The following is a 19,920-nucleotide window of genomic DNA, read 5'->3' on the forward strand; positions in this document are numbered from 1 at the left end:
CCTGTCGCTACAGCCCGCTGAACCAGTTATAGCCCTGGGCTTCCCAGGTGCCGCCGACATAGTCGTTGCCGACCTCGATCTCGCCGATATGCTTGGGATTCTTGAAGCCGAGCTTGGTCGGCACGCGCAGCTTCATCGGAAAACCATAGGCACGCGGCAATACCTGGTCGTCGAACCAGAAAGTCAGCTGTGTCTGCGGATGCAGGGCGGTGGGCATGTCGATGCTGGTGACGTAATTGTCGTCGCAGCGGAAGGTGACGTATTTCGCGCCGAGATCGGCCCCGACGTGGCACAGGAAATGTGAGAAGGGCACCCCCGACCAGCTGCCGATCGCGCTCCAGCCTTCGATGCAGATATGGCGGGTGATCTGGGTGATGCGCGGCAGAGCATGCAGCTCCGGCAGCGTCCAATCCGCCCGGCGCTCGACCAGTCCGGTGACGTTCAGGCGATAGGCCTCGGGATCGATCACCGGCGCCTGTTCCGGCGTGTTGGGCTGATAGAATGAATTGAACGGGAAAGGCCTGGTGATCGCGCTCGGCGGATATTCCCGTGCCAGACGGACGGGCGAGAACAGCCAGGCCTGAACGCGATCGTTGAAGTCGGAGATACGCCCCAGCATGGCTTCGGCACTATAGCCGTCGGTAACATCGCAGCCAGCCAGCAGCGTCAGGGTTCCCAGGCCGAGCGCCTGACGCAGGAAGTGGCGCCGGGTGGGCCTATCGAGCCGGCCTGCTGCCTCGCGCAGGATCACGCCGGTATCGGGATGGGATCTTCGGGGCTGGCGGGACATGGCAATCTCCCTCACTCAGCGCCCGCGAACCATGGCCAGCAGGCTGCGCGGCACCAGCAGGGCCATGACGACATGCACGATAAGAAAGCCGACGATGATCGACATCGCACCAAAATGGATAAGGCGCGCCGTATCGAAATCGCCCAGCAGCATCACGAGCGGGCGCAGTTGCACGGGCTTCCAGATCGCCAGACCCGACAGCACCACCAGCACGCCATCAACGATCACGCCCAGATAGAGCAGGCGCTGCACGCCGTTGTAGCCGCCGAGATCCGCATGGCCGAGCCGGCCGGCCAGAGCCGCCTTGACATCGGCAAACACCGCCCCGGGCGAGATCGGCAGCAATTTTCGGTAAAACCGCCCCGAGGCCAAGCCATAGACGAGATAGATCAGGCCGTTGGCCATCACCAGCCACATCGCGGCGAAATGCCATTGCAGGCCGCCGATCAGCGAGCCGCCGAGCGTGAGGGCGGAGGGAAAGAGGAAAGGCAGGGTGGGATAGGCATTATGGATGGCCCAGCCGCTGGAGATCATCATCAGCATCGCAACGGCGTTGGTCCAATGCGTAATCCTCACGATGGTCGGATGGATCGGTGCGATGACAGGTTGGGAACGAGAGATGGGCTCGCTCATGACGAAAGGCCTCCCCGAAGAGGATGAGGGTGGCACCGGACCGCGGCAGAGCTTTTTCAGAAAAGTTGATCGGTATTTGCTCCCCCTACCGTCGAGGTCGCGCAGCCCCTCACCTTACCTCGCCCCGTGCTTACGGGGAGAGGATAGAGGTGAGGGGCGACACCCCCTGAGCAATTACGTTGATAGACTTTTCGATCAAGAAAACGCGTCAAAACAAACAGTTAGAGAAAAGGCGCGATTCAGTGAAATCGCACTTTGCTCTAGAAAGCGCGGTCCGGCGCGGTCCGTTATTGCGGCAGCAGCACGGTATCGATGACGTGGATGACGCCATTGCTCTGGTTGACGTCGGGGATGGTCACGGTCGCCTTGTCACCCTTGGCATCGGTGATATCGAGCTTGCGGCCGACCTGCGTGACCGTCAGCGTGCCGCCCTGCACGGTCTTCAAGGTGGCCTTGCCACCGCCAGCCTTGACCTCGGACATCAGCTCTGCGGCCGAATGCTTGCCGGGGACGACATGATAGGTAAGCACAGCCGTCAACGTCGCCTTGTTCTCAGGCTTGAGCAGTGTCTCGACGGTTCCCTTCGGCAGCTTGCCGAACGCCTTGTTCACCGGCGCGAAGACCGTGAACGGCCCGGGGGTCATCAAGGTATCGACAAGGCCGGCTGCCTTGACCGCCGCAACCAGGGTGGTGTGGTCCTTCGAATTGACGGCATTCTGGATGATGTTCTTGGAGGGATACATCGGGGCGCCGCCGACATTGACGGTGGTCTCGGCCCGGGCTGCGCCCAGCGTGTAGAACACGGATGCAGCAAGAACGACGCCGATGGCTGCTGCATAGGAGGAAGTGCGACGGGTCATGGCAGATCTCCGGAAGGCAAGGTTGCACCGATCGTCGAGACCGGTGGAGAGCGAAACTGTTCGTGTCTCGTGAAGATCTACGCCTCGACTTTCCGAAGGTTTCAGTTTCCGAAAATATTCTTTTTTGAATTCAGAAAATATTTCATCGAACAAAAATAAACATATACGGTACGATCGAGATAAGGTTTCATCATAAAGAATAAAAATATTCTTTTCTTCGGCTGAAACCCTTCAACGTCCACGACGTAGTGAGTCACCCTGCCTGTAAGCCAAGATTCTTGTAGACGAAATCTGTTCCATCCATCTTTATTTTATTGTTTGATCGCAGCAGAAATCATTCCTACGCCAGTGGGGAACCGGGACGGTCGGTTTGATCAGCACCAAAAGCTTCGAGGCAAAAGAAGGGACACTGGAAAGCCTGATGCGCGCCGTCGCCTCGGGCGACAGGGCTGCGTTCCGCAGCCTCTATGATGCGACCCAGGCGAAACTTTATGGGGTGGTCCTTCGTATCCTGCGCCAGAGAGCCACGGCCGAAGATGCATTGCAGGAGATTTATGTGAGGATCTGGGACAAGGCGGCGGATTTCGATCCCGGCAAGGCCTCCGCCATGACCTGGATGGCGACGATCGCCCGCAACCGCGCGATCGACATTCTGCGCAGTACACGGCACGCGGCCAATGCCGGTACCCAGGATCTCGACGAGTTGCCGGCCGAAAGCCTCGAACCACTCGAGGGCCGTCAACGCAGCGAGGAGCTGCGACGCCTCATCGCCTGCCTTGCTGGCCTCGACGAGGAGCGGCGCCAGATGATCCTGCTCGCTTATTACCGGGGCACCTCGCGCGAAGCCCTCTCCCGGCGCTTCGAGCGGCCGGTCCCGACAGTAAAGACGTTGCTCCACCGTGGCCTCGCCCAGTTGAGGGAGTGTCTCGGTCATGACTGATCCCGACGACCTCGATCTGCTGGCAGGCGAATACGTATTGGGCACGCTTGATGCGGCGGAGCGGGCCGCCGTTGCGGCGCGGCGCCAGCGCGAACCGGCTCTCGATGTCGCCATCATGGCCTGGGAACGGAGCCTGACACCCCTGGCCGAAACCATAGCGCCCGTGGAGGCGCCGGCCTCCTTGCTGCCAAGCATCCTGGCTCGCCTCGACAGTGGAACGGGCAAGCTGGTTCCCCTGCTCGAAAGGCGCCTTCGGCGCTGGCGGATGACCGCCTTGGGTACCGGCGCGCTGGCCGCGGGGCTGGCCCTCTTCGCCCTCACGCCCATGCTGCACAATCCTGTGCAACCAGGCAGTTTCGTCGCCGTGCTGCAGAAGGACGCCGCCTCCCCCGCCTTCATCGTCTCGGTGAATGTCGAGGCGCGCTCCCTCACCATCCGGCCGGTAGCGGCCAGGCCTCAACCGAACAAATCCTATGAATTGTGGTTGGTGAACGACAAGCTCCCCGGCCCACGATCGCTCGGCGTGATCGGCGACCAGCCCTTCACGGTGGAGAAGGCGCGGCTGACCAGTCTGCCCGAACAGGTGGTGCAGCAGGCTGTCCTGGCCGTGACCCTGGAGCCGGAAGGCGGCTCCCCCTCCGGCCAACCCACCGGCCCTATCCTCTATTCCGGCACCTTGGTACAGGCGACGCCCTGATCCTCTGGCTACGCGGACGTCTTGTTCGCAAACGGGACGTCCGCGTAGCCAGAGGATATTCGGCCAAAGAATTTATGCAAATCGATTTGCAAATGCATTCATCTTAGCTATCATGCCCAAGTGAGCACGATATCGAAAGTTGCCGAGAGAGCTGGCGTTTCACGCACGACCGTGTCGCATGCGATCAATCACGCCGATCGTGTCTCCAGGGAATTGCGCGAGCGCGTCGAGCAGGCGATCCGCGAATTGGGCTACCAACCCAATCCCCAGGCACGCAGCCTACGCACCGGGCGCACCGATACCGTCGCCATGCTGATCCCCGACATTCGCAACCCCTTCTATCCCGAACTGGTGAAGACGGCGCAGTCCGAGCTGGAGAATGTCGGCCTGGACATGCTGATCTTCAACACGGACGTGCCGGGCGGCCACTCCCAGGACCATGGCCGCGAATATCTCCAGCAGATCCGCAACCGCCGGGTCGATGGCCTCATCGTGGGCGATTTCGCCCTGCACGGCATGCATGACGTATTGGTGGGCATCGACATTCCCACCGTCTTCATCGGCCATTTGCCCAATCAAGCTGTCGACAGCATCAGGCTGGACGATTTCGGTGGCGGTTATCTGATGGGCGAATACCTCGCCCGCCAGGGACACAGGCGCATCGCCCATGTCACCGGCCCTGCCTTCTTCTCCGAGGCGATGGCGCGAGCCGACGGCTTCGAGAAGGCCCTGAGCGACAACGGCGTCACCATCGATCCCGCCTTGCGCTTTACCGGAAGCTATCTCGCGCCATCGGGCCGCGAGGCCGCCGCCTGGCTCAAGCGCGAGCATGGCCATGCCCTGCCAACGGCCGTCTTCTTCGCCAACTACCTGATGGCTTCAGGCGCCCTCACCGAATTCTACGACAGCGACATTTCGGTGCCCGATGACATCGCCGTGTCCGTCTTCGACGACCTGCCGCAGCTCGAATATGTCCGCCCCCGCCTGACCAGGGTGGGCAACAGCCCGGCCGCCCTCGCCCGGCAGGCCACCGCCATGCTGCTGGAACGCCTGAGCGGCAGCTTCACCGGCGCGCCACGCACCACAACCGTGCCATCCATCCTGCACCCCTTCGATTCAGCCTGACGGGAACGCGGCGCGAGCCGCATCCGTTGAGAACGACAAGCCGGAGGCAAAACAGCCGGCAATAGGGAGGAAATCATGACTGTAAAGGCCGTGCGTCCCGAAAATCGCGTGGAAAAGGCCGGCATCAGCCGTCGCAGCCTGCTCGTCGCCGGCGCTGGCTTGGCAGGTGGGTTCCTGAACGCACCCTATCTCAACCGTTCCGGTGCCCAGGCCCAGGACGCCACCCTGAAATTCTGGCAGTTCTACGCGCCCGGTGGCGACGTAAAGCCCCAGGTCAAATGGTTCCAGGATCTGGTGGCGGCCTGGAATTCCGATCACTCCCCCAAGGTCGAACTCGAATATATCGTCAACAGCGAATACATCTCCGGCTCCAAGCTCGCCACCGCTTTCGCCTCCGGCCAGGGCCCGGATATCTTCCTGATCAGTCCCGGCGACTTTCTGCGCTACTACAATGGCGGCGTGCTGGCGGACCTGACACCCCATATCGAGGAAGCGGCCCGCACCGACTTTCCCGACAGCGTGATTGCCAACCGCAAGGTCGACGGCAAGATCTATGGCGTGCCCATGGAGGTCGAGCCGATGGCCTTCTATTATTCGGTCAAGGCCTTTGAGGAAGCCAAGCTGAACGAGAACGACGTTCCCAAGACCTGGGACGAGCTCCTCGAGCTTGCCAAGAAGCTGACGACGCCGAACCGCTATGGCGTGCTGTTCGAGACCACGCCCGGCTATTACCAGAACTTCACCTGGTACCCCTTCCTCTGGCAGGGCGGCGGCGAGATTCAGGGCAAGGACGGCAAGAGCGCCTTCGACTCGCCCGCCACCGTGCAGGCCCTCAAGCTCTGGCAGGATGCCATCCAGTCGGGCTCCGCGCCCCGACAGGTGGTCAGCGGCGGCTTCGACATCGTCTCCAATCTCGGTGCCGGCCTGACCGCCATGCAGAATGTCGGCATCTGGGGCATCGCCGCCATGGAGAACAATGCCAAGGACACGCCCTATGGCGTGTTCAAGCTGCCGATTCCGGCGGGTGGAAAGTATGTCACCGTCGGCGGCGGCTGGGCCTTCGTTGCCAATGCCAAGGGCCAGAACCCCGACGCGGCGGCCAGATTCTGCGCCTGGGCCCTGGCCTCGATGGACAAGGGATCGGTTCAACGGGTCGTCGACTGGTGCACGACCGCCAAGAGCGACATGCCGCCGCGCGCCAGCGCTCTTGCCGCCGGTTCCGCGGCCTTCCAAGCCGGCAGGATGGGCCTTTTCGCCAAGGAGATCTATCCGGGCACACGGGCCGAGCCGCGCGTGCCGCCCGAGGTCTATAAGATCATCTCCGACGCGATCCAGGCCACCCAGCTCGGCGGCACCGATCCGCGGGAAGCGGCAACGGCAGCCAGCCAGCAGCTCGACGCCTTCCTCGCCGGCTATAGCGGCGCGCCGATCCTGTGAGGGGCGGAGTGGGCTTTTTCCAGCCGAAATACGCAAGGCGCGGCCAGCCTTCTCCCCTTGCGGGTATCGTCCACTCCATTTGGAGTGGACTGGGTGCCCCGAAGGGGTGGATGAGGGGTGTTGGCAAAGACCTTGCAAGGCTGCGTATCTCCCCTCATCCGACCTCGCCCCGCTCGGCCACCTTCTCCCACGAGGGGAGAAGGCTGGTCGCGCTTCATTCCGATCGCTCCGCCACGAGGCAAGGAGCCGCGCCATGACATCCACCCGCGCCTCCCGCCGCGATGTCCTCGCCGGCTATCTCTTCGTGCTGCCCGACGCCCTGGGCCTTGCCGTCTTCGTCGGGCTGCCGATGCTGCTCGCCCTCGCCATCGGCTTTTATGAGGTCGACGGTTTCGGCGGCTATCGTTTCGTCGGCTTGGCCAATTACTGGCGCATGTGGCGTGACCCGCTGTTCTGGACCTCGCTCAGGGTGACACTGCTCTATGCCGCCCTGCTGGTGCCCGCGCTCTATGTCTGCGGGCTCGGCCTCGCCTTGCTGGTGCAGCGTGGCGGGCGGTTCGAGACGATGATCCGCTCGATGTTCTTTGCCCCGCAAATGGTCAGCCTGGTGGTGGTCGCCATGGTCTGGCAGATCCTGCTGGTGGAGAAAGTCGGCATCCTTTCCCGCCTCCTCGGCTGGCTCGGCCTGCCCGGGCTCTCGCTGCTGGGCGATCCGAATCTGGCGCTATCAACTCTCGTGGCCGTCAGCGTCTGGTTCATGATGGGCTTCTACATGCTGATCTTCCTCGGCGGCCTGCAGGACATTCCGGCCGAATATTACGAGGCCGCCGAACTCGACGGTGCCGGCCCGCTCGCGCGCTTTCGCTACATCACCCTGCCTTTGCTGCGGCCGACCAGCTTCTTCGTGGTGTTGGTCTCCGTGGTGACAGCGGCGGCCGGCGGCCAGGTCTTCGATCTCATCTATGTCATGACCAAGGGCGGCCCTGCCAATGCCACTTCGGCCCTGATCGTCTACATCTATCGCCAGGCCTTCCAGTTTGGCGCCTTCGGCTATGCTTCGGCCATGGCATCGCTGCTGGTGGCGCTGCTGATGACCGTGACCCTCATCCTGTTCAGGCTGACGCGGGGCGGGCGCTTCCACCATGCCTGAACGCAACGCCCCTGCCCTCGCCGCGCCGGGCCAGCTCGTGCGCTTCCTGTGGATGCTGGTCAGCCTGGTGCTGGCGCTGATGACGGTGTTTCCGCTGGTGTGGATGCTGGTGGTCGCCTTCAAGCCCCCGGCCGAGGTGTTCCTGCCCGATTTCGTGCCGCAACGGCCCACCGTCGGCAATTTCCTTTATGTGCTGACCGAAATCCCCTTCCTGCGCTACCTCCTCAATTCCTTCCTGGTCTCGGCGATCGTCACCATCGTCGCGCTGTTCTTCCATTCCATGGCGGGCTACGCGCTGGCCCGGCTGCATTTCCCGGGGCGAGACGCGATCTTCCTCGCCATGTTCTCCACCTTCCTGGTCTCGCTGCCGGTGATCATCGTGCCGCTCTTCATCCTGGTCCGGGCGATGGGCATGCTGAATTCCTATGCCGGGCTGATCGTGCCCTCCATCTTCAACGCCTTCGGCATCTTCCTCCTGCGGCAATATTACCTGTCGCTGCCGCGCGAATTGGAGGAGGCGGCCCTGATCGACGGCGCCGGGCGCTGGCGCATCTATTGGAGCATCGTGCTGCCACTGAGCCGGCCGATCCTGGCGGCGCTGGCCATATTGTTCTTCCTGGCCAACTGGAACGCCTTCCTCTGGCCGCTCACGGTCGCCTCCGATTCCAGCCTGTGGGTGGTCCAGGTCGCGATTGCCAATTTCCGCAGCCAGTATGCCGGCGCCTGGAACTATGTGATGGCGGCCTCGACCATTGTCGCGCTGCCGATGCTGATCCTCTTTGCTGTGTTCCAGCGCCAAATCACCGAATCCATCAAGACCAGCGGCCTGAAATGAGCCGAATTGTACGATCCCAAAAGCTGTCATTCCCGGCGTTGCCGCAGGCAACGGGAAGGGAATCCAGGGGCCATTACTCGGCAGCCCTGGATTCCCTTCCCTCGCCACTATGTGGCTCGCCGGGAATGACAGCGGTATTTCAAGTACCGTCCCATTGAGGAAGTGAGCATGACCCAGTCCGGACTTTCGCCCCTGCGTGGCCTCGCCAAACTGCGCGAAGGCCGCTCCCGCCGCTTCTCGAGCTATGACCGCACCGGCGGCAATGACGACAGGCTGCATATCGAGCCGGGGCAGACGGTTGTTATCGCCGAGCATGCCGGTACCGGCATCGTCACCCATATCTGGGCCACCCTCGCCTGCAAGAGCGAATTGTTCCTGCGCAAGATCGTGCTCCGGGCCTATTGGGACGGCGAGGAGCATCCGAGCGTCGAGACGCCGATCGGCGATTTCTTCGGCATGGGGCATGCCGCCACACGCAACTTCGCCAGCCTGCCGGTGCAGGCCAGCCCCGAGGACGGCAAGGCCTTCAACTGCTATTTCCCGATGCCGTTCGCCGGCCACATGAAGCTGACTGTCACCAACGAGGCCGAGGACGACCTGCTGTTCTACTATTATGTCGACCTCGAACTGCACGATAAGCTCGAGCCAGGGCTCGGCCGCTTCCATGCCCAGTATCGCCAGGACCGTCCCCAAGGCATGGACGAGGCGGGCCTCGCCAACGAGCAGTTCCTGTTCGGCGGCGAGACTATCGATGGCAAGGACAACTACACCATCCTGGAGGCGGAAGGGCACGGCCATTATGTCGGCGTGCTATACAGCGTCTATTCGCGGCGGCGCTCTGACCTGTGGGACTGGTATGGCGAGGGCGACGACATGATTTTCGTCGATGGCGAGCCGGGCCTGTCGGTCCCCGACACCGTGCGCAAGCCCGATCCGCGCCTCGGGCCCAAGGCCGAGCCGATCGCGCCGCGCAACGAGAGCAGCCCCGGCGCCAACGATGCCTGGCCGCCCACTTTGCATGGTACCGGCACGGAGGACTACTTCAATACGGCCTGGTGCCCGACGCAGGACTACAGCGCGCCCTATCACGGCATCATCGCCGCCGGCGGCCCGAACTGGACCGAACCGGTGACGCTCTATCGCTGGCACATCGAGGACCCGGTGATCTTCCACAGATCGATCCGGGTCAGCATTGAGCACGGCCACGCCAACCGGCGTTCGGACGACCTCTCCTCGGTGGCGTTCTGGTATCAGGCCGAGCCGCACAAGCCCTTCGCACCGCTCCCCCCCATGACGGAGCGCCTGCCGACCTTCCGCCGCCCCTACGAGACCTGGAACCTGCGCATGGATGGTGGGAGCTGAGGAAGCGGGTTCGGAAGAGAGATCCAAAGCGAAATAGGAAACAAGGTGACCTGCTGCTCACAAGAAGCCCTCAGGACATGTGATTATTTCTACAGAATAAAGCGCAGTAATCCTTCCCCGTCGACGGGGAAGGTGGCGCTGCGGAGCAGCGACGGAAGGGGGAGTGTGGCGCGATGCAAGCCGAAATGACGCCCGGTAGCGCCACTCACCCCCACCCGACCCGGCTCCGCCGGGCCTCCCTCCCCGAAACCGGGGAAGGATTCACCCACCTCTTCCGGCAGCGATCAGGTCGTCCTTGCCGACCATTAATCCGCCGCGACAGCCACGGCTTCACCGCCGATCATCGCCAGCACGTTCTCGATCATCCGTCGGCCGATCTCGGGCCTCGTCATCACCGATTCCGGGTGGAACTGCACGGCGGCCAACGGCAGGGTGGCATGCTCCACCGCCATGATGACGCCGTTTGCGTCGCGCGCGGTAACCCGCAGTTCCGGCGGCAGGTCGTGCGCATCAGCATGGATGGAGTGATAGCGCCCTACCGAAAAGCTGCCGGGCAGGCCGGCGAAGAGCTGTCCATCCCCAGCTTCGACGCGTGAGGCCTTGCCGTGCACGGGTTTCGGGAGCAGGTCGAGCCGGCCGCCGAAGTATTCGACCATGCCCTGCAGGCCGAGGCAGACGCCGAAGACCGGCAGCCCGCGCTGCAAGGCAAGCTCCAGGGTCCGGTGCATGGCGAAATCCTCGGGCCGCCCGGGCCCGGGCGAGAGCACCAGGAGGTCCACCGGCTCCCCATCCGCGAGCTTCTGCCGCGCCAGAGCCGGGCGCAGGGTTACGACCCCGGCACCGGCGGCGCGGAAATAGCCGGCCAGCGTGTGCACGAAACTGTCCTCATGATCGACCAGCAGCAGGCGCGGCCCGGACCCGGCCCTGCGTACCGGAGCTGCCAGCCGATCGGCCCGGACAGCATTCTCCTCGAGCACAGCCAGCATGGCGGAGGCCTTGAGCCGGGTTTCCGCCTCTTCCTCCCGGGGATCGCTGTCATGCAGCAAGGTGGCACCGACACGCAATTCTGCGATGCCGTCCTGCATACGGATGGTGCGCAGCGTCAGGCCGGTATTCATGGCGCCGTCGAAGGTGACCGACCCGAAGGCCCCGCCATACCAGCGCCGGGCGCTCTTCTCCTCGGCCTCGATATGGCGGATCGCACCGCGCTTGGGCGCCCCGGTCACCGTCACCGCCCAGGCATGACTGAGGAAGGCATCGAGCGCGTCGTAGCCCGGCCGTATCAACCCCTCGACATGGTCGACGGTATGGATGAGGCGCGAATAGAGTTCGATCTGGCGCCGCCCGATCACCTTGACGCTGCCGGGCTCGCAGATGCGCGATTTATCGTTGCGGTCGACATCGGTGCACATGGTGAGTTCCGCCTCGTCCTTGACGGAATTCAGGAGTTCGCGGATGCGCTCGGCATCCTCCAGGGCATCGGCCCCGCGGCGGATCGTGCCCGAGATCGGGCAGGTCTCGACACGCCGGCCATCAACACGCACGAACATTTCCGGCGAGGCCGCCACCAGGAACTCGCCCTCGCCCAGATTGATCAGGGCGCCGAAGGGCGAGGGATTGGCGGCGGCAAGCCGGCGGAAGATCGTGCTGGGTTTTTCTGCACAGGCCACCGACAGCAATTGCCCCAGCACCACCTCGAACAGGTCACCCCGGGCGAAGGCGGCTCTGGCCCGTTCGACCATGGCGGCATATTCGCCGGGCGCATGATCGCTCTCGGGCGGCAGATCCGGGCCGGCCAGTTGGCGACAGGGATGGGGTTCGGTGGCACGAGGCAGGTTTCGGGTCGAGCGTCCGTCCACGCTGAAATCATAGCTCAGCCGTTGCGCCCGCTGGCGTGCATGATCGACCACCACCAGTTCGTCGGGCAGATAGAGCAGGAGATCGCGCTGATCCTCGGCCCGTGGCAACCGGAGATCGATCGGCTCGAACTGGAAGACGAGATCGTAGCCGAAGGCGCCATAGAGACCGAGATAGGGGTCATCGGGCGCGGCGAAGAGTTCGATCACCGCCCGCAGCAACGAGAACAGGCTGGGCTGGCGGCTGCGCTCCTCCTCGGCAAACGCGCCTTGCGCCTCGCGCACCGTGCCCCCCAGATATCCCTCACCCGCGGCGAAAGTCTCGAAGAGGCCGAGCGAGCGCAAGCGACCCTCGATCGTCGGCAGCAGGCAAGCGCCGCGCTGGTTGAGAGCCTCGATCCGAAAGCTCCGGCCCTTGCCGGTGATGACCAGCGGCGGATCGGCAAAGCCGACCTCCCCGCGCCGATAGCGCCCCGGCACCTCGCAGCCCGAGGAAAACACAGCGCCGCACTGCTGGTCCAGGCTATCAGCGAGAGCGGACATGTTATGGGGGTAGTCGAGGTCGCGGCAGGCGCGATGGATCCGGATGCCGCCGGCCGAGTGGTAGATATGGTCCGTCATGGAACCAACTCCGAGTTGGGGCCGTCTCGGGTTGGGTGCTCCTGCGCTGATCTTTAAAAAATCAAAAGCCGCCCCTCCCGGGACGGCCAGATGAGCAATGATCATGCGTGGCCGTCCGTGCTTAGACGGGCCACCACCAGCTTGCTGAGAAAGACGAAATGCGCATCAACGGATGCTAGCAGCCATGCCCAGCGAGAACAATCCCCTCCGGAAGGCCGAACAAGGCATTTTTGTCTATTTTGTCTACAATCTTTATGTATTAATGAAACAAGGATCTATTTTCGGAGATATGCCGTGTCCCGCCCCGCTCTGCCGACCCGACGCCATTTCATTGCCGGCCTTGCCTCCCTCGTCGCGGGCGGCCTCGCGGCACCTCGGATCGCCAGAGCCGCCGACAATCCGTCCGAACTACGGATCGACTATGCCACCTACAATCCCGTCGGCCTGCTGATCCGCGACAAGGGTTGGCTGGAGGAGGAGCTCAAGGCCGACGGCATCGCAGTGCGCTGGGTCCAGTCCCTCGGCTCCAACAAAGCCCTCGAATTCCTCAATGCCAGCAGCATCGATTTCGGATCGACGGCGGGGGCGGCCGCCTTGGTCGGCCGCGTCAACGGCAACCCGATCAAATCCGTCTATGTCTATTCGCGCCCAGAATGGACGGCGCTGGTAACGCGTCCCGACACCGGCATTGCCAGCGTCGCCGATCTCAAGGGCCGGCGCGTGGCGGCGACGCGCGGTACCGATCCTCACATCTTCCTCATCCGCGCGCTGGCTTCGGCCGGGCTGAAGGAGAAGGACATCGCGCTCGTGCCACTTCAGCATGGTGACGGCAAGGCTGCCCTGATCCGCGGCGACGTTGACGCCTGGGCGGGGCTCGATCCGATCATGGCCGGCGCCGAGGTCGAAAATGGCGCCAAACTCTTCTTCCGCGATCCTGCGCTCAACAGCTGGGGCGTCTTGAATGTGCGCGAGGCCTTTGCCGCCGCCCATCCCGAGCTCGTGCGCCGCGTGCTGGCCGTCTATGAAAAGGGCCGCCAGCACGCCCTCGCCAACCCCGCCGATCTCAAGCGGAGCCTGATCGCAGCCGCCAAGCTGCCCGATGCGGTGATCGAGCGCCAGCTCACCCGCACGGACCTGTCGACCAGCACCATCGGGGACGCCCAGCGACAGACGCTGATGGCCGCCGGGCAAGCCCTGCAGGGCGCCGGCGTGATCAAGGCCGAGATCGACGTGCCCGCGGCGGTGAACGGGCTGATCGACCCGCGTTTCGGCGCCCAGACGCAATAGGCCGGGCCATGACGGCACTCGAAAGCCCTGTCGCGCCGGAGGCGTTGAAAGAGCGGCGCCCGGCGACCAGGCCCTCTCTTCGCCATGTCCGGCCTTATGTCGGGCTGCTTCTGCCCCTCACCCTCGCCTTGGCATGGGAATATGCCGTCCATGCCGGCTGGAGTGACGGACGGCTCTTGCCGCCACCGAGCCGCATCGCCGCGACGCTGCTGGAGCTGGCCCGCAACGGCGACCTCACCACCCACATCCTCGCAACCCTGGCCCGTGTCGGGGCCGGCTTCTTCTTCGGCGCTCTCGCCGGCATCGCGCTCGGAGCTGCCTCCGGCTACTCGTCCTTGTTCCGAACCCTGGTCGATCCGACGCTGCAGGGCCTGCGCGCCATTCCCTCGCTGGCCTGGGTGCCGCTCTTCATCCTGTGGTTCGGCATTTTCGAGGAATCGAAAATCATCCTCATTGCCGTCGGCGTGTTCTTTCCGGTTTATCTCGGCGTCTCCAGCGCGGTCCGCTCGGTCGACCGCAAGATCGTCGAGGTCGGTCAGGTCTTCCGGCTGAAGGGGCTGCGGCTGGTGCGGCGCATCCTCCTGCCCGCCATCCTGCCACAGGTGGTCACGGCCCTGAGGGTCGGCCTTGGCCTCGGCTGGATGTTCGTGGTGGCTGCCGAGATCATGGGAGCTTCCGAAGGGCTCGGCTATCTACTCGTCGATGGCCAGCAACTGGGCAAACCCGATGAGATCGTCGCCACGATCATCCTGTTCGCGCTGATCGGCAAGGCGAGCGACATGATCCTGGTCGCGCTCAGCCGTCCCTTCCTGCGCCATGAAGACAGTTTCGCCGGCGAGGATCGCTGATGCTGTCGCTACGCAATCTCGACAAGATCTATGCCAATGGCACGCAAGCGTTGCGTGGCATCGACCTGTCCGTCGCGGCAGGAGAGGCCGTCGCCATCATCGGCGGTTCGGGAAGCGGCAAGAGCACACTTTTGCGCCTGGTCGGCGGCCTGGAGGCTGCGACCCGTGGACGGGTGGAGATCGAGGGCACCCCTCTCCGCGGCCCGGCCGAAACCGTCGGCTTCGTCTTCCAGGAACCTCGCCTGCTGCCCTGGCTGAGCGTTGCCGGAAACGTCGCCTTTGGCCTGGACGGCCTGCCCAGGAAGGAGCGCGACAGGTGGGTGGAAGAAGTTCTCGCACGCGTCGACCTGGAGGGACTGGGCGGAAGATGGCCCAAGGAATTGTCCGGCGGCATGGCCCAGCGCGTGGCCCTCGCCCGCACCCTGGCGGCACGGCCGCGCATCCTTCTCCTGGACGAGCCCTTCTCCGCCCTCGACGCGCTGACCCGCGCGAGCCTGCAGGATCATGTCGCCCGGCTTTGGCTGGAGGATCGGCAGACTCTCCTTCTCGTCACGCATGACATCGAAGAAGCGCTGCTGCTCGCCGATCGTGTCGTCATCCTCACGCCGAAACCGGGGCGCATCGAAGAAATAGTCACCGTCGACCTGCCCCGACCGCGAGATCGTGACGGCGCAGCCTTCGAACAGGCCAAGCGCTATTTGCGCAAGGCGCTCGATCGCTCCCTGCACGACCAAGTGCCCGCCTTGGTCTGAAGCCTGCCCATGCCTGAAGCTGGTGGGATTCGATCTGCCCCCCAAAGGCAGAACGCGCCACCTTCAGGAAAGAAGGCGGCGCGTTCGAAATTCGTCCGTCGACGGAAGGCGGTGCTCAGGCAGCCTGGGCACCGTAGACCTGCTGGCGAGCGTGACGGATCATCTCCATACGGTCGGCGCGCAGATCACGCAGATCGCGGTCCGACAGGCTGTTGATCTCGTCGAGCAGGCGCAGGAACTCGGCCTGCTTGGCCATGCGGTCCTTGAAATAAGCAATGATGCTTGCGAAAATCATGATGATTACTCCTTTGTTGTCGGGGAGTATCCACCTTCTCATATTGCGGTGCAACATACATCGTCGCAATGCCGAATTGCATGGCTCGCATGGCTAACTGGCCGATTATGGCGAATTCTTAGCCAGTTCGCTCAACACGTATGCAATATTGCATTCCTGACATAAATCCGCAACGCAATTGACATCTTCGCAGGCAGGCTGTGCCGCTGATTGCAGCACCCTGCCGCCTCAATGCCGATATAGCTCATTGCTTGGCGGCAGCGAGCTCCGCCTCGATGGTGGCGATCGATTCACGCAGCTTGGCCACGCGTTCTTCCGCCTCTCGAGCCAGGCGCTCGTAATGGGCGCCGCGATTCTTCTGCACCGCCAGGACCTTGGCTTGCTTCTGGATGCTGGCGATCTCCGCGAGCATGCGAGCCTTCTTCATGGGCCGATCATCCATCGCGCCACTCCTTCATTCAATTTCGATAAGCCCTCCCTAAAGCAAAGCGCCTTTCGGTAGAAACGCTTTTTGCTCCGGAGCCGGAATGGAATGCGGCCGGCCTTTCTCCGCGAAAGGCATGTCCTATTGGATAAAATTCACATCAGGCGTTGGCTTTCGGCGCCCGGGGAGCTAATCCGGCATTCGACATCCCCAAGCGTTTTGCGATTTGCCGGTAACGGCAGGAAATGCAAGGACGCGTCGAAACGAAAAGACCGAGCAATGAAGCGTCGCGTCATGACGCTCCTTGCTCCAGGAGAGACAAAAGATGACCGATACCCTGCCCGATCGCCTCGCCTCCAATCCCGACAGCCCCTTCTTCGACCAGGCTCTGATGGAACGCGGCGTCGGTATCCGCTTCAACGGCGCCGAGAAGACGAATGTCGAGGAATATTGCGTCAGCGAGGGCTGGATCCGGGTCGCGGCCGGCAATGCCAAGGACCGGCGCGGCAATCCCCTGACCATCAAGCTCAAGGGCACGGTCGAACCCTATTTCCGCGACGAGGCGTGACTCTCGCGCCCCGTCTCGTCCCCCGCCCGCACCAGATCGAGGCTGCTGAAGCGATCCTCGCCGCCCGGCGCGCGGGGCGGCCGGGCTTTCTCTTGGGGGATCTGACCGGTCTCGGCAAGACGCTATCGGCCTGGCTGGCGCTGAGCGCCATGCCCGAGCCGGAGATCCTGGTGATCTGCCCCAAGGGCGCCATCCCGCAATGGCGCCTGACCATGGCGCAGGCCGGCCTGCCGGCCAAGGCGGTCACCGTGATGAATTTCGAGCGCACGAAGACGCTGATGGCGCCGCCCGCCACCAGCACCAAGCGCTCGACCCGGGCCAAGAACAACGAGCTCGCCAAGCTCGGTACGCCCAAGCGCATCTGGCCACTGGTGGTCATCGACGAGGCGCATCGCATCCGCAACCCCAACTCGCAGCAGGGCCTAGTGTGCCGCCAAATGGCGGCGGCTGCCACTTTCACGCTCTATATGAGCGCCACCGCCGGTCAGGCGCCGCATGAACTCTCCTATCTTGCCCGCCTGCTCGCACGAGAAGACGACAAGAGGAAGGGCGAAGGCCTTAGCGGCGATCTCGACGGCTTTCGGGCCCTGATGAAGCGGCTCGGGATGGGGCGCGCCAAGGGGCGCTGGAAGAACTGGTCCTGGGAGCCCAACGAGGACGACCGCCGTACCATGTCCTCCCTGCTCTACAAGGGACACGATGCCATCGGCCTGCGCCGTCGCCCCGAAGAGATCGCGGGATGGCCGGAAGTGCAGCGCGAGGTGACCCCGACCGCACTCGATGCCGAAAGCCGGCGTCTCTACGAGGCAACCTGGCGCGAATTCCGCCGGGAACTCGGGCTCGCCGGCGGCTCGACGCGCCGGGCGGCGGGCTGGGCTGCCGATCTGCGCTTTCGCCAGAAGGGCAGCCTGCTGCGTATCACCGGTACCGCCGATTTCGCCGACGACCTGATCGGCAACGGCCAGCAGGTGGCCATATCCGTCGCCTTCCTGGAGACGAGCGCCCTCCTGATCGAGAAATTGCGGGGCCATGGTTGGCGCGTCGATGCCATCAACGGCACGCAGAGCGGCGAACGCAACGAGGCGGTGCGCCTTGCCTTCCAGCGCGGCGAACTCGATGCCGTGGTGTTCACCGTCACCGAGGCGATCTCCCTCCATCGCGGCGAAATGCCGGGCGGGGAACGCGAGCGCTCGCTGGTGGTGCACGACATGCGCCACAGCGCCATCCAGCTCCAGCAGATCGAAGGACGCTGCCATCGCGACGGCCAGCGCGCGGTGATCTATTACGCCTATGCCGAGGACACGGTGGAGGAAAACATCGCCGCCACCGTGATCGGCCGCATGGCCGACATGGACGGCATGGCCGGCGACGATACCGCCATGCTCGATGCCATCGCCGGGGTGATCGAGGAAGCCGCCGAAGCGCGATAGTCTCGGCCAGTCACGGCCCGCGCCGATAGCGCAGGACTTCGACCAGCACGGCGAAAGCCGGGGACGCCTGGCGGCGGCTCGGATAATAGAGATGGTAGCCGGCAAAAGAAGCGCACCAGTCGTCGAGCACCCGGACGAGGCTGCCCTGTGCGATCAAATCCTGCACGGCGTCTTCCGGAACATAGGCGAGCCCCAGGCCGCCCAATGCCCCTTTCAGGCGCAAGGCGAGATTGTTGAAGACCAGCGGCCCCTCGACCCGCACCTTGAGTTCACGCCCTTCCTTCTCGAACTCCCAGGCGAATAGGCCGCCATAGGTCGGCAGCCGCATGTTGATGCAGCGGTGAGCGGTGAGATCCTGCGGCGTCACCGGCTTCGGTCGCCGGGCAAAATAGGCGGGCGATCCGACCACCGCCATGCGCATGTCTGGACCGATCCGCACCGCGATCATGTCCTTGGCGACCTGCTCGCCGAGCCGCACGCCGGCATCATAGCGCTCCGCCACGATGTCGGTGAGACCGTAGTCGACGATGATCTCGACATGAACGTCCGGATAGGCCGGCAGCAGACGTTCCACTGCGGGCCAGAGCACGGTTTCGGCGGCGTGCTCGCCCGCCGTGAGGCGGATCGTGCCGGCCGGCTTGTCGCGAAACGCGCTGAGGGCTGCGAGTTCGGCCTCGATTTCCTCGAAGCGCGGCCCGAGATTCGACAACAGGCGCTCGCCGGCTTCGGTCGGCGCGACGTTGCGCGTGGTGCGGACCAACAGCCGCAGGCCCAGCCTTTCCTCGAGGCCACGCATGGCATGGCTCAGAGCCGATTGCGAGACGCCGAGCTGTGCCGCGGCCCGGGTGAAGCTGCGTGCTCTTGCGACGGCCAGGAAGGCGACCAGATCGTTGAGGTTCTCGCGCATCACTCATGAACTTTCCTCATGATTACATGCCGATTTATCCACCTAATCGCAAGCTCTGCCTTGGCCTAGAGTCCGCGGCACATGGAACCAACACAACGAAACAGGACGAAAACCATGCAAAGACGCATTCTTGGACATAGCGGATTGGAGGTCTCGGCCATCGGCCTCGGCTGCATGGGGCTCAGCTATGGCTATGGGCCGGCCGTCGAACGGCAGGCCGGCATCGCCCTCATCCGTGCGGCGGTGGAGCGGGGCATCACCTTCTTCGATACGGCCGAGGCCTATGGCCCCTTCGTCAACGAGGAACTGATCGGCGAGGCCCTGGCGCCGTTCCGCGACCATGTCGTGATCGCCACCAAGTTCGGCTTCAAGGACGGCGACGTCCAGGCCGGACTCGACAGCCGGCCGGAACGCATCCGGGCCGTCGCCGACGCTGCCCTCACCCGCCTCAGGACTGATCGCATCGACCTGTTCTACCAGCATCGCATCGATCCGGCCGTGCCGATCGAGGATGTCGCCGGCACTGTCCGGGATCTGATCCGCGAGGGCAAGGTCAAGCATTTCGGCCTGTCGGAGGCCGGCGCGAAGACGATCCGGCGTGCTCACGCAGTTCAGCCGGTCGCTGCTCTGCAGAGCGAATATTCGTTGTGGTGGCGGGAGCCCGAACGGGAGATCCTGCCGACACTCGAGGAGCTCGGTATCGGCTTCGTGCCTTTCAGCCCGCTCGGCAAGGGTTTCCTCACCGGGGCGATCACCGAGGTCACCAGCTTCGACAGCAGCGATTTCCGCACCATCGTGCCGCGCTTCTCTGCGGAGGCACGCAAGGCAAACCAGGTCCTGGTGGACCTGCTCACGCAGCTGGCGAAACAGAGATCAGCCACGCCGGCGCAGATCGCGCTGGCCTGGCTGCTGGCCCGCAAACCGTGGATCGTGCCGATCCCCGGCACCACCAAGCAGCATCGGCTGGAGGAGAACGTCGGAGCGATCGACATCGAACTGTCGCCGGCCGACCTCGCCGAGATCGAAGCGGCGGTCTCCGGGATTGCCGTGCAGGGTGATCGATATCCGGCACATTTGCAGGCGCGGGTCGATCGCTGAGCGCT

General features: G+C 63.9%; 20 protein-coding genes. 13 read left to right on the forward strand and 7 right to left on the reverse strand.

Annotation, left to right across the window (positions count from 1 at the left end; all coding sequences use genetic code 11):
- Positions 1-7: 7 nt before the first annotated feature.
- The 3 genes from ACR9ZN_RS18755 to ACR9ZN_RS18765 all read right to left on the reverse strand — a co-directional run bounded on the left by ACR9ZN_RS18755 (position 8) and on the right by ACR9ZN_RS18765 (position 2,283).
- Entirely contained in the window at positions 8-790 is a 783-nt protein-coding gene (locus ACR9ZN_RS18755) for a molybdopterin-dependent oxidoreductase (RefSeq protein ID WP_481272883.1), read from the reverse strand.
- A 15-nt stretch (positions 791-805) separates the two neighbouring features.
- Positions 806-1,423, reverse strand: a complete 618-nt coding sequence (locus ACR9ZN_RS18760; RefSeq protein WP_481272884.1) for a cytochrome b/b6 domain-containing protein — start codon at positions 1,421-1,423, stop codon at positions 806-808.
- A gap of 287 nt (positions 1,424-1,710) precedes the next feature.
- Positions 1,711-2,283 (reverse strand): fasciclin domain-containing protein, encoded by a 573-nt coding sequence (locus tag ACR9ZN_RS18765; protein ID WP_434957972.1) that lies wholly within the window; start codon positions 2,281-2,283, stop codon positions 1,711-1,713.
- Between the two features lie 421 nt (positions 2,284-2,704).
- Between ACR9ZN_RS18765 and ACR9ZN_RS18770 the strand changes: the two genes are divergently transcribed.
- The 7 genes from ACR9ZN_RS18770 (at position 2,705) to ACR9ZN_RS18800 (ending at position 9,829) form a co-directional block, all read left to right on the forward strand.
- A complete protein-coding gene (locus ACR9ZN_RS18770) occupies positions 2,705-3,223 on the forward strand; it encodes a sigma-70 family RNA polymerase sigma factor (RefSeq protein WP_441770525.1) in 519 nt (172 codons plus the stop codon).
- Positions 3,216-3,920 carry an anti-sigma factor gene (locus ACR9ZN_RS18775; protein ID WP_481272885.1) on the forward strand — a complete coding sequence of 235 codons (705 nt, stop codon included), beginning with the start codon at positions 3,216-3,218 and terminating at the stop codon, positions 3,918-3,920. Before ACR9ZN_RS18770 ends, ACR9ZN_RS18775 begins: the two co-directional genes overlap by 8 nt.
- A gap of 120 nt (positions 3,921-4,040) precedes the next feature.
- Positions 4,041-5,045, forward strand: coding sequence for a LacI family DNA-binding transcriptional regulator (locus ACR9ZN_RS18780; RefSeq protein WP_434957975.1), 1,005 nt, complete (start codon positions 4,041-4,043; stop codon positions 5,043-5,045).
- Between the two features lie 75 nt (positions 5,046-5,120).
- Complete coding sequence (locus ACR9ZN_RS18785) at positions 5,121-6,482, forward strand: ABC transporter substrate-binding protein (protein WP_454815753.1); 1,362 nt, start codon at positions 5,121-5,123, stop codon at positions 6,480-6,482.
- 253 nt (positions 6,483-6,735) lie between these two features.
- Entirely contained in the window at positions 6,736-7,632 is an 897-nt protein-coding gene (locus tag ACR9ZN_RS18790) for a carbohydrate ABC transporter permease (RefSeq protein ID WP_434957977.1), read from the forward strand.
- Complete coding sequence (locus ACR9ZN_RS18795) at positions 7,625-8,467, forward strand: carbohydrate ABC transporter permease (RefSeq protein ID WP_454815755.1); 843 nt, start codon at positions 7,625-7,627, stop codon at positions 8,465-8,467. The genes ACR9ZN_RS18790 and ACR9ZN_RS18795 overlap by 8 nt, the downstream gene beginning before the upstream one ends.
- A gap of 168 nt (positions 8,468-8,635) precedes the next feature.
- Complete coding sequence (locus ACR9ZN_RS18800; protein WP_454815757.1) at positions 8,636-9,829, forward strand: glycoside hydrolase family 172 protein; 1,194 nt, start codon at positions 8,636-8,638, stop codon at positions 9,827-9,829.
- Positions 9,830-10,134: 305 nt separating this feature from the next.
- Here ACR9ZN_RS18800 and ACR9ZN_RS18805 read toward each other — a convergent pair whose 3' ends face one another.
- Complete coding sequence (locus tag ACR9ZN_RS18805; RefSeq protein WP_454815759.1) at positions 10,135-12,306, reverse strand: anthranilate synthase component I; 2,172 nt, start codon at positions 12,304-12,306, stop codon at positions 10,135-10,137.
- A gap of 309 nt (positions 12,307-12,615) precedes the next feature.
- Between ACR9ZN_RS18805 and ACR9ZN_RS18810 the strand changes: the two genes are divergently transcribed.
- From ACR9ZN_RS18810 to ACR9ZN_RS18820, 3 genes are read left to right on the forward strand one after another with little or no spacing between them, the layout of a single operon-like run.
- On the forward strand, positions 12,616-13,593 hold the full coding sequence (locus ACR9ZN_RS18810; RefSeq protein WP_454816842.1) for an aliphatic sulfonate ABC transporter substrate-binding protein: 978 nt from the start codon (positions 12,616-12,618) through the stop codon (positions 13,591-13,593).
- 8 nt (positions 13,594-13,601) lie between these two features.
- Entirely contained in the window at positions 13,602-14,441 is an 840-nt protein-coding gene (locus ACR9ZN_RS18815; protein ID WP_454815761.1) for an ABC transporter permease, read from the forward strand.
- The gene (locus ACR9ZN_RS18820) at positions 14,441-15,193 is read left to right on the forward strand and encodes an ABC transporter ATP-binding protein (RefSeq protein WP_481272886.1); all 753 of its coding nucleotides are present in this window, start codon (positions 14,441-14,443) and stop codon (positions 15,191-15,193) included. Before ACR9ZN_RS18815 ends, ACR9ZN_RS18820 begins: the two co-directional genes overlap by 1 nt.
- Positions 15,194-15,308: 115 nt before the next feature.
- On the opposite strand, the gene ACR9ZN_RS18825 is transcribed toward ACR9ZN_RS18820, so the two are convergent.
- Together ACR9ZN_RS18825 and ACR9ZN_RS18830 are read right to left on the reverse strand one after the other, a co-directional pair.
- Positions 15,309-15,488 carry a hypothetical protein gene (locus tag ACR9ZN_RS18825; RefSeq protein WP_149253802.1) on the reverse strand — a complete coding sequence of 60 codons (180 nt, stop codon included), beginning with the start codon at positions 15,486-15,488 and terminating at the stop codon, positions 15,309-15,311.
- Positions 15,489-15,732: 244 nt separating this feature from the next.
- Positions 15,733-15,930 carry a hypothetical protein gene (locus ACR9ZN_RS18830; RefSeq protein WP_434957984.1) on the reverse strand — a complete coding sequence of 66 codons (198 nt, stop codon included), beginning with the start codon at positions 15,928-15,930 and terminating at the stop codon, positions 15,733-15,735.
- A gap of 307 nt (positions 15,931-16,237) precedes the next feature.
- Between ACR9ZN_RS18830 and ACR9ZN_RS18835 the strand changes: the two genes are divergently transcribed.
- Together ACR9ZN_RS18835 and ACR9ZN_RS18840 are read left to right on the forward strand one after the other, a co-directional pair.
- Positions 16,238-16,480 carry a DUF3297 family protein gene (locus tag ACR9ZN_RS18835; RefSeq protein WP_149253800.1) on the forward strand — a complete coding sequence of 81 codons (243 nt, stop codon included), beginning with the start codon at positions 16,238-16,240 and terminating at the stop codon, positions 16,478-16,480.
- Entirely contained in the window at positions 16,477-17,910 is a 1,434-nt protein-coding gene (locus tag ACR9ZN_RS18840) for a DEAD/DEAH box helicase family protein (protein WP_454815766.1), read from the forward strand. Before ACR9ZN_RS18835 ends, ACR9ZN_RS18840 begins: the two co-directional genes overlap by 4 nt.
- A gap of 10 nt (positions 17,911-17,920) precedes the next feature.
- Here ACR9ZN_RS18840 and ACR9ZN_RS18845 read toward each other — a convergent pair whose 3' ends face one another.
- Positions 17,921-18,817, reverse strand: a complete 897-nt coding sequence (locus tag ACR9ZN_RS18845) for a LysR family transcriptional regulator (protein WP_454816844.1) — start codon at positions 18,815-18,817, stop codon at positions 17,921-17,923.
- 114 nt (positions 18,818-18,931) lie between these two features.
- Between ACR9ZN_RS18845 and ACR9ZN_RS18850 the strand changes: the two genes are divergently transcribed.
- Positions 18,932-19,915: an aldo/keto reductase gene (locus tag ACR9ZN_RS18850; RefSeq protein WP_481272887.1), complete on the forward strand. Its 984-nt coding sequence runs from the start codon at positions 18,932-18,934 to the stop codon at positions 19,913-19,915.
- Positions 19,916-19,920 lie beyond the last annotated feature (5 nt).

This window comes from Labrys sp. HAY1-8F (genome assembly GCF_056754975.1).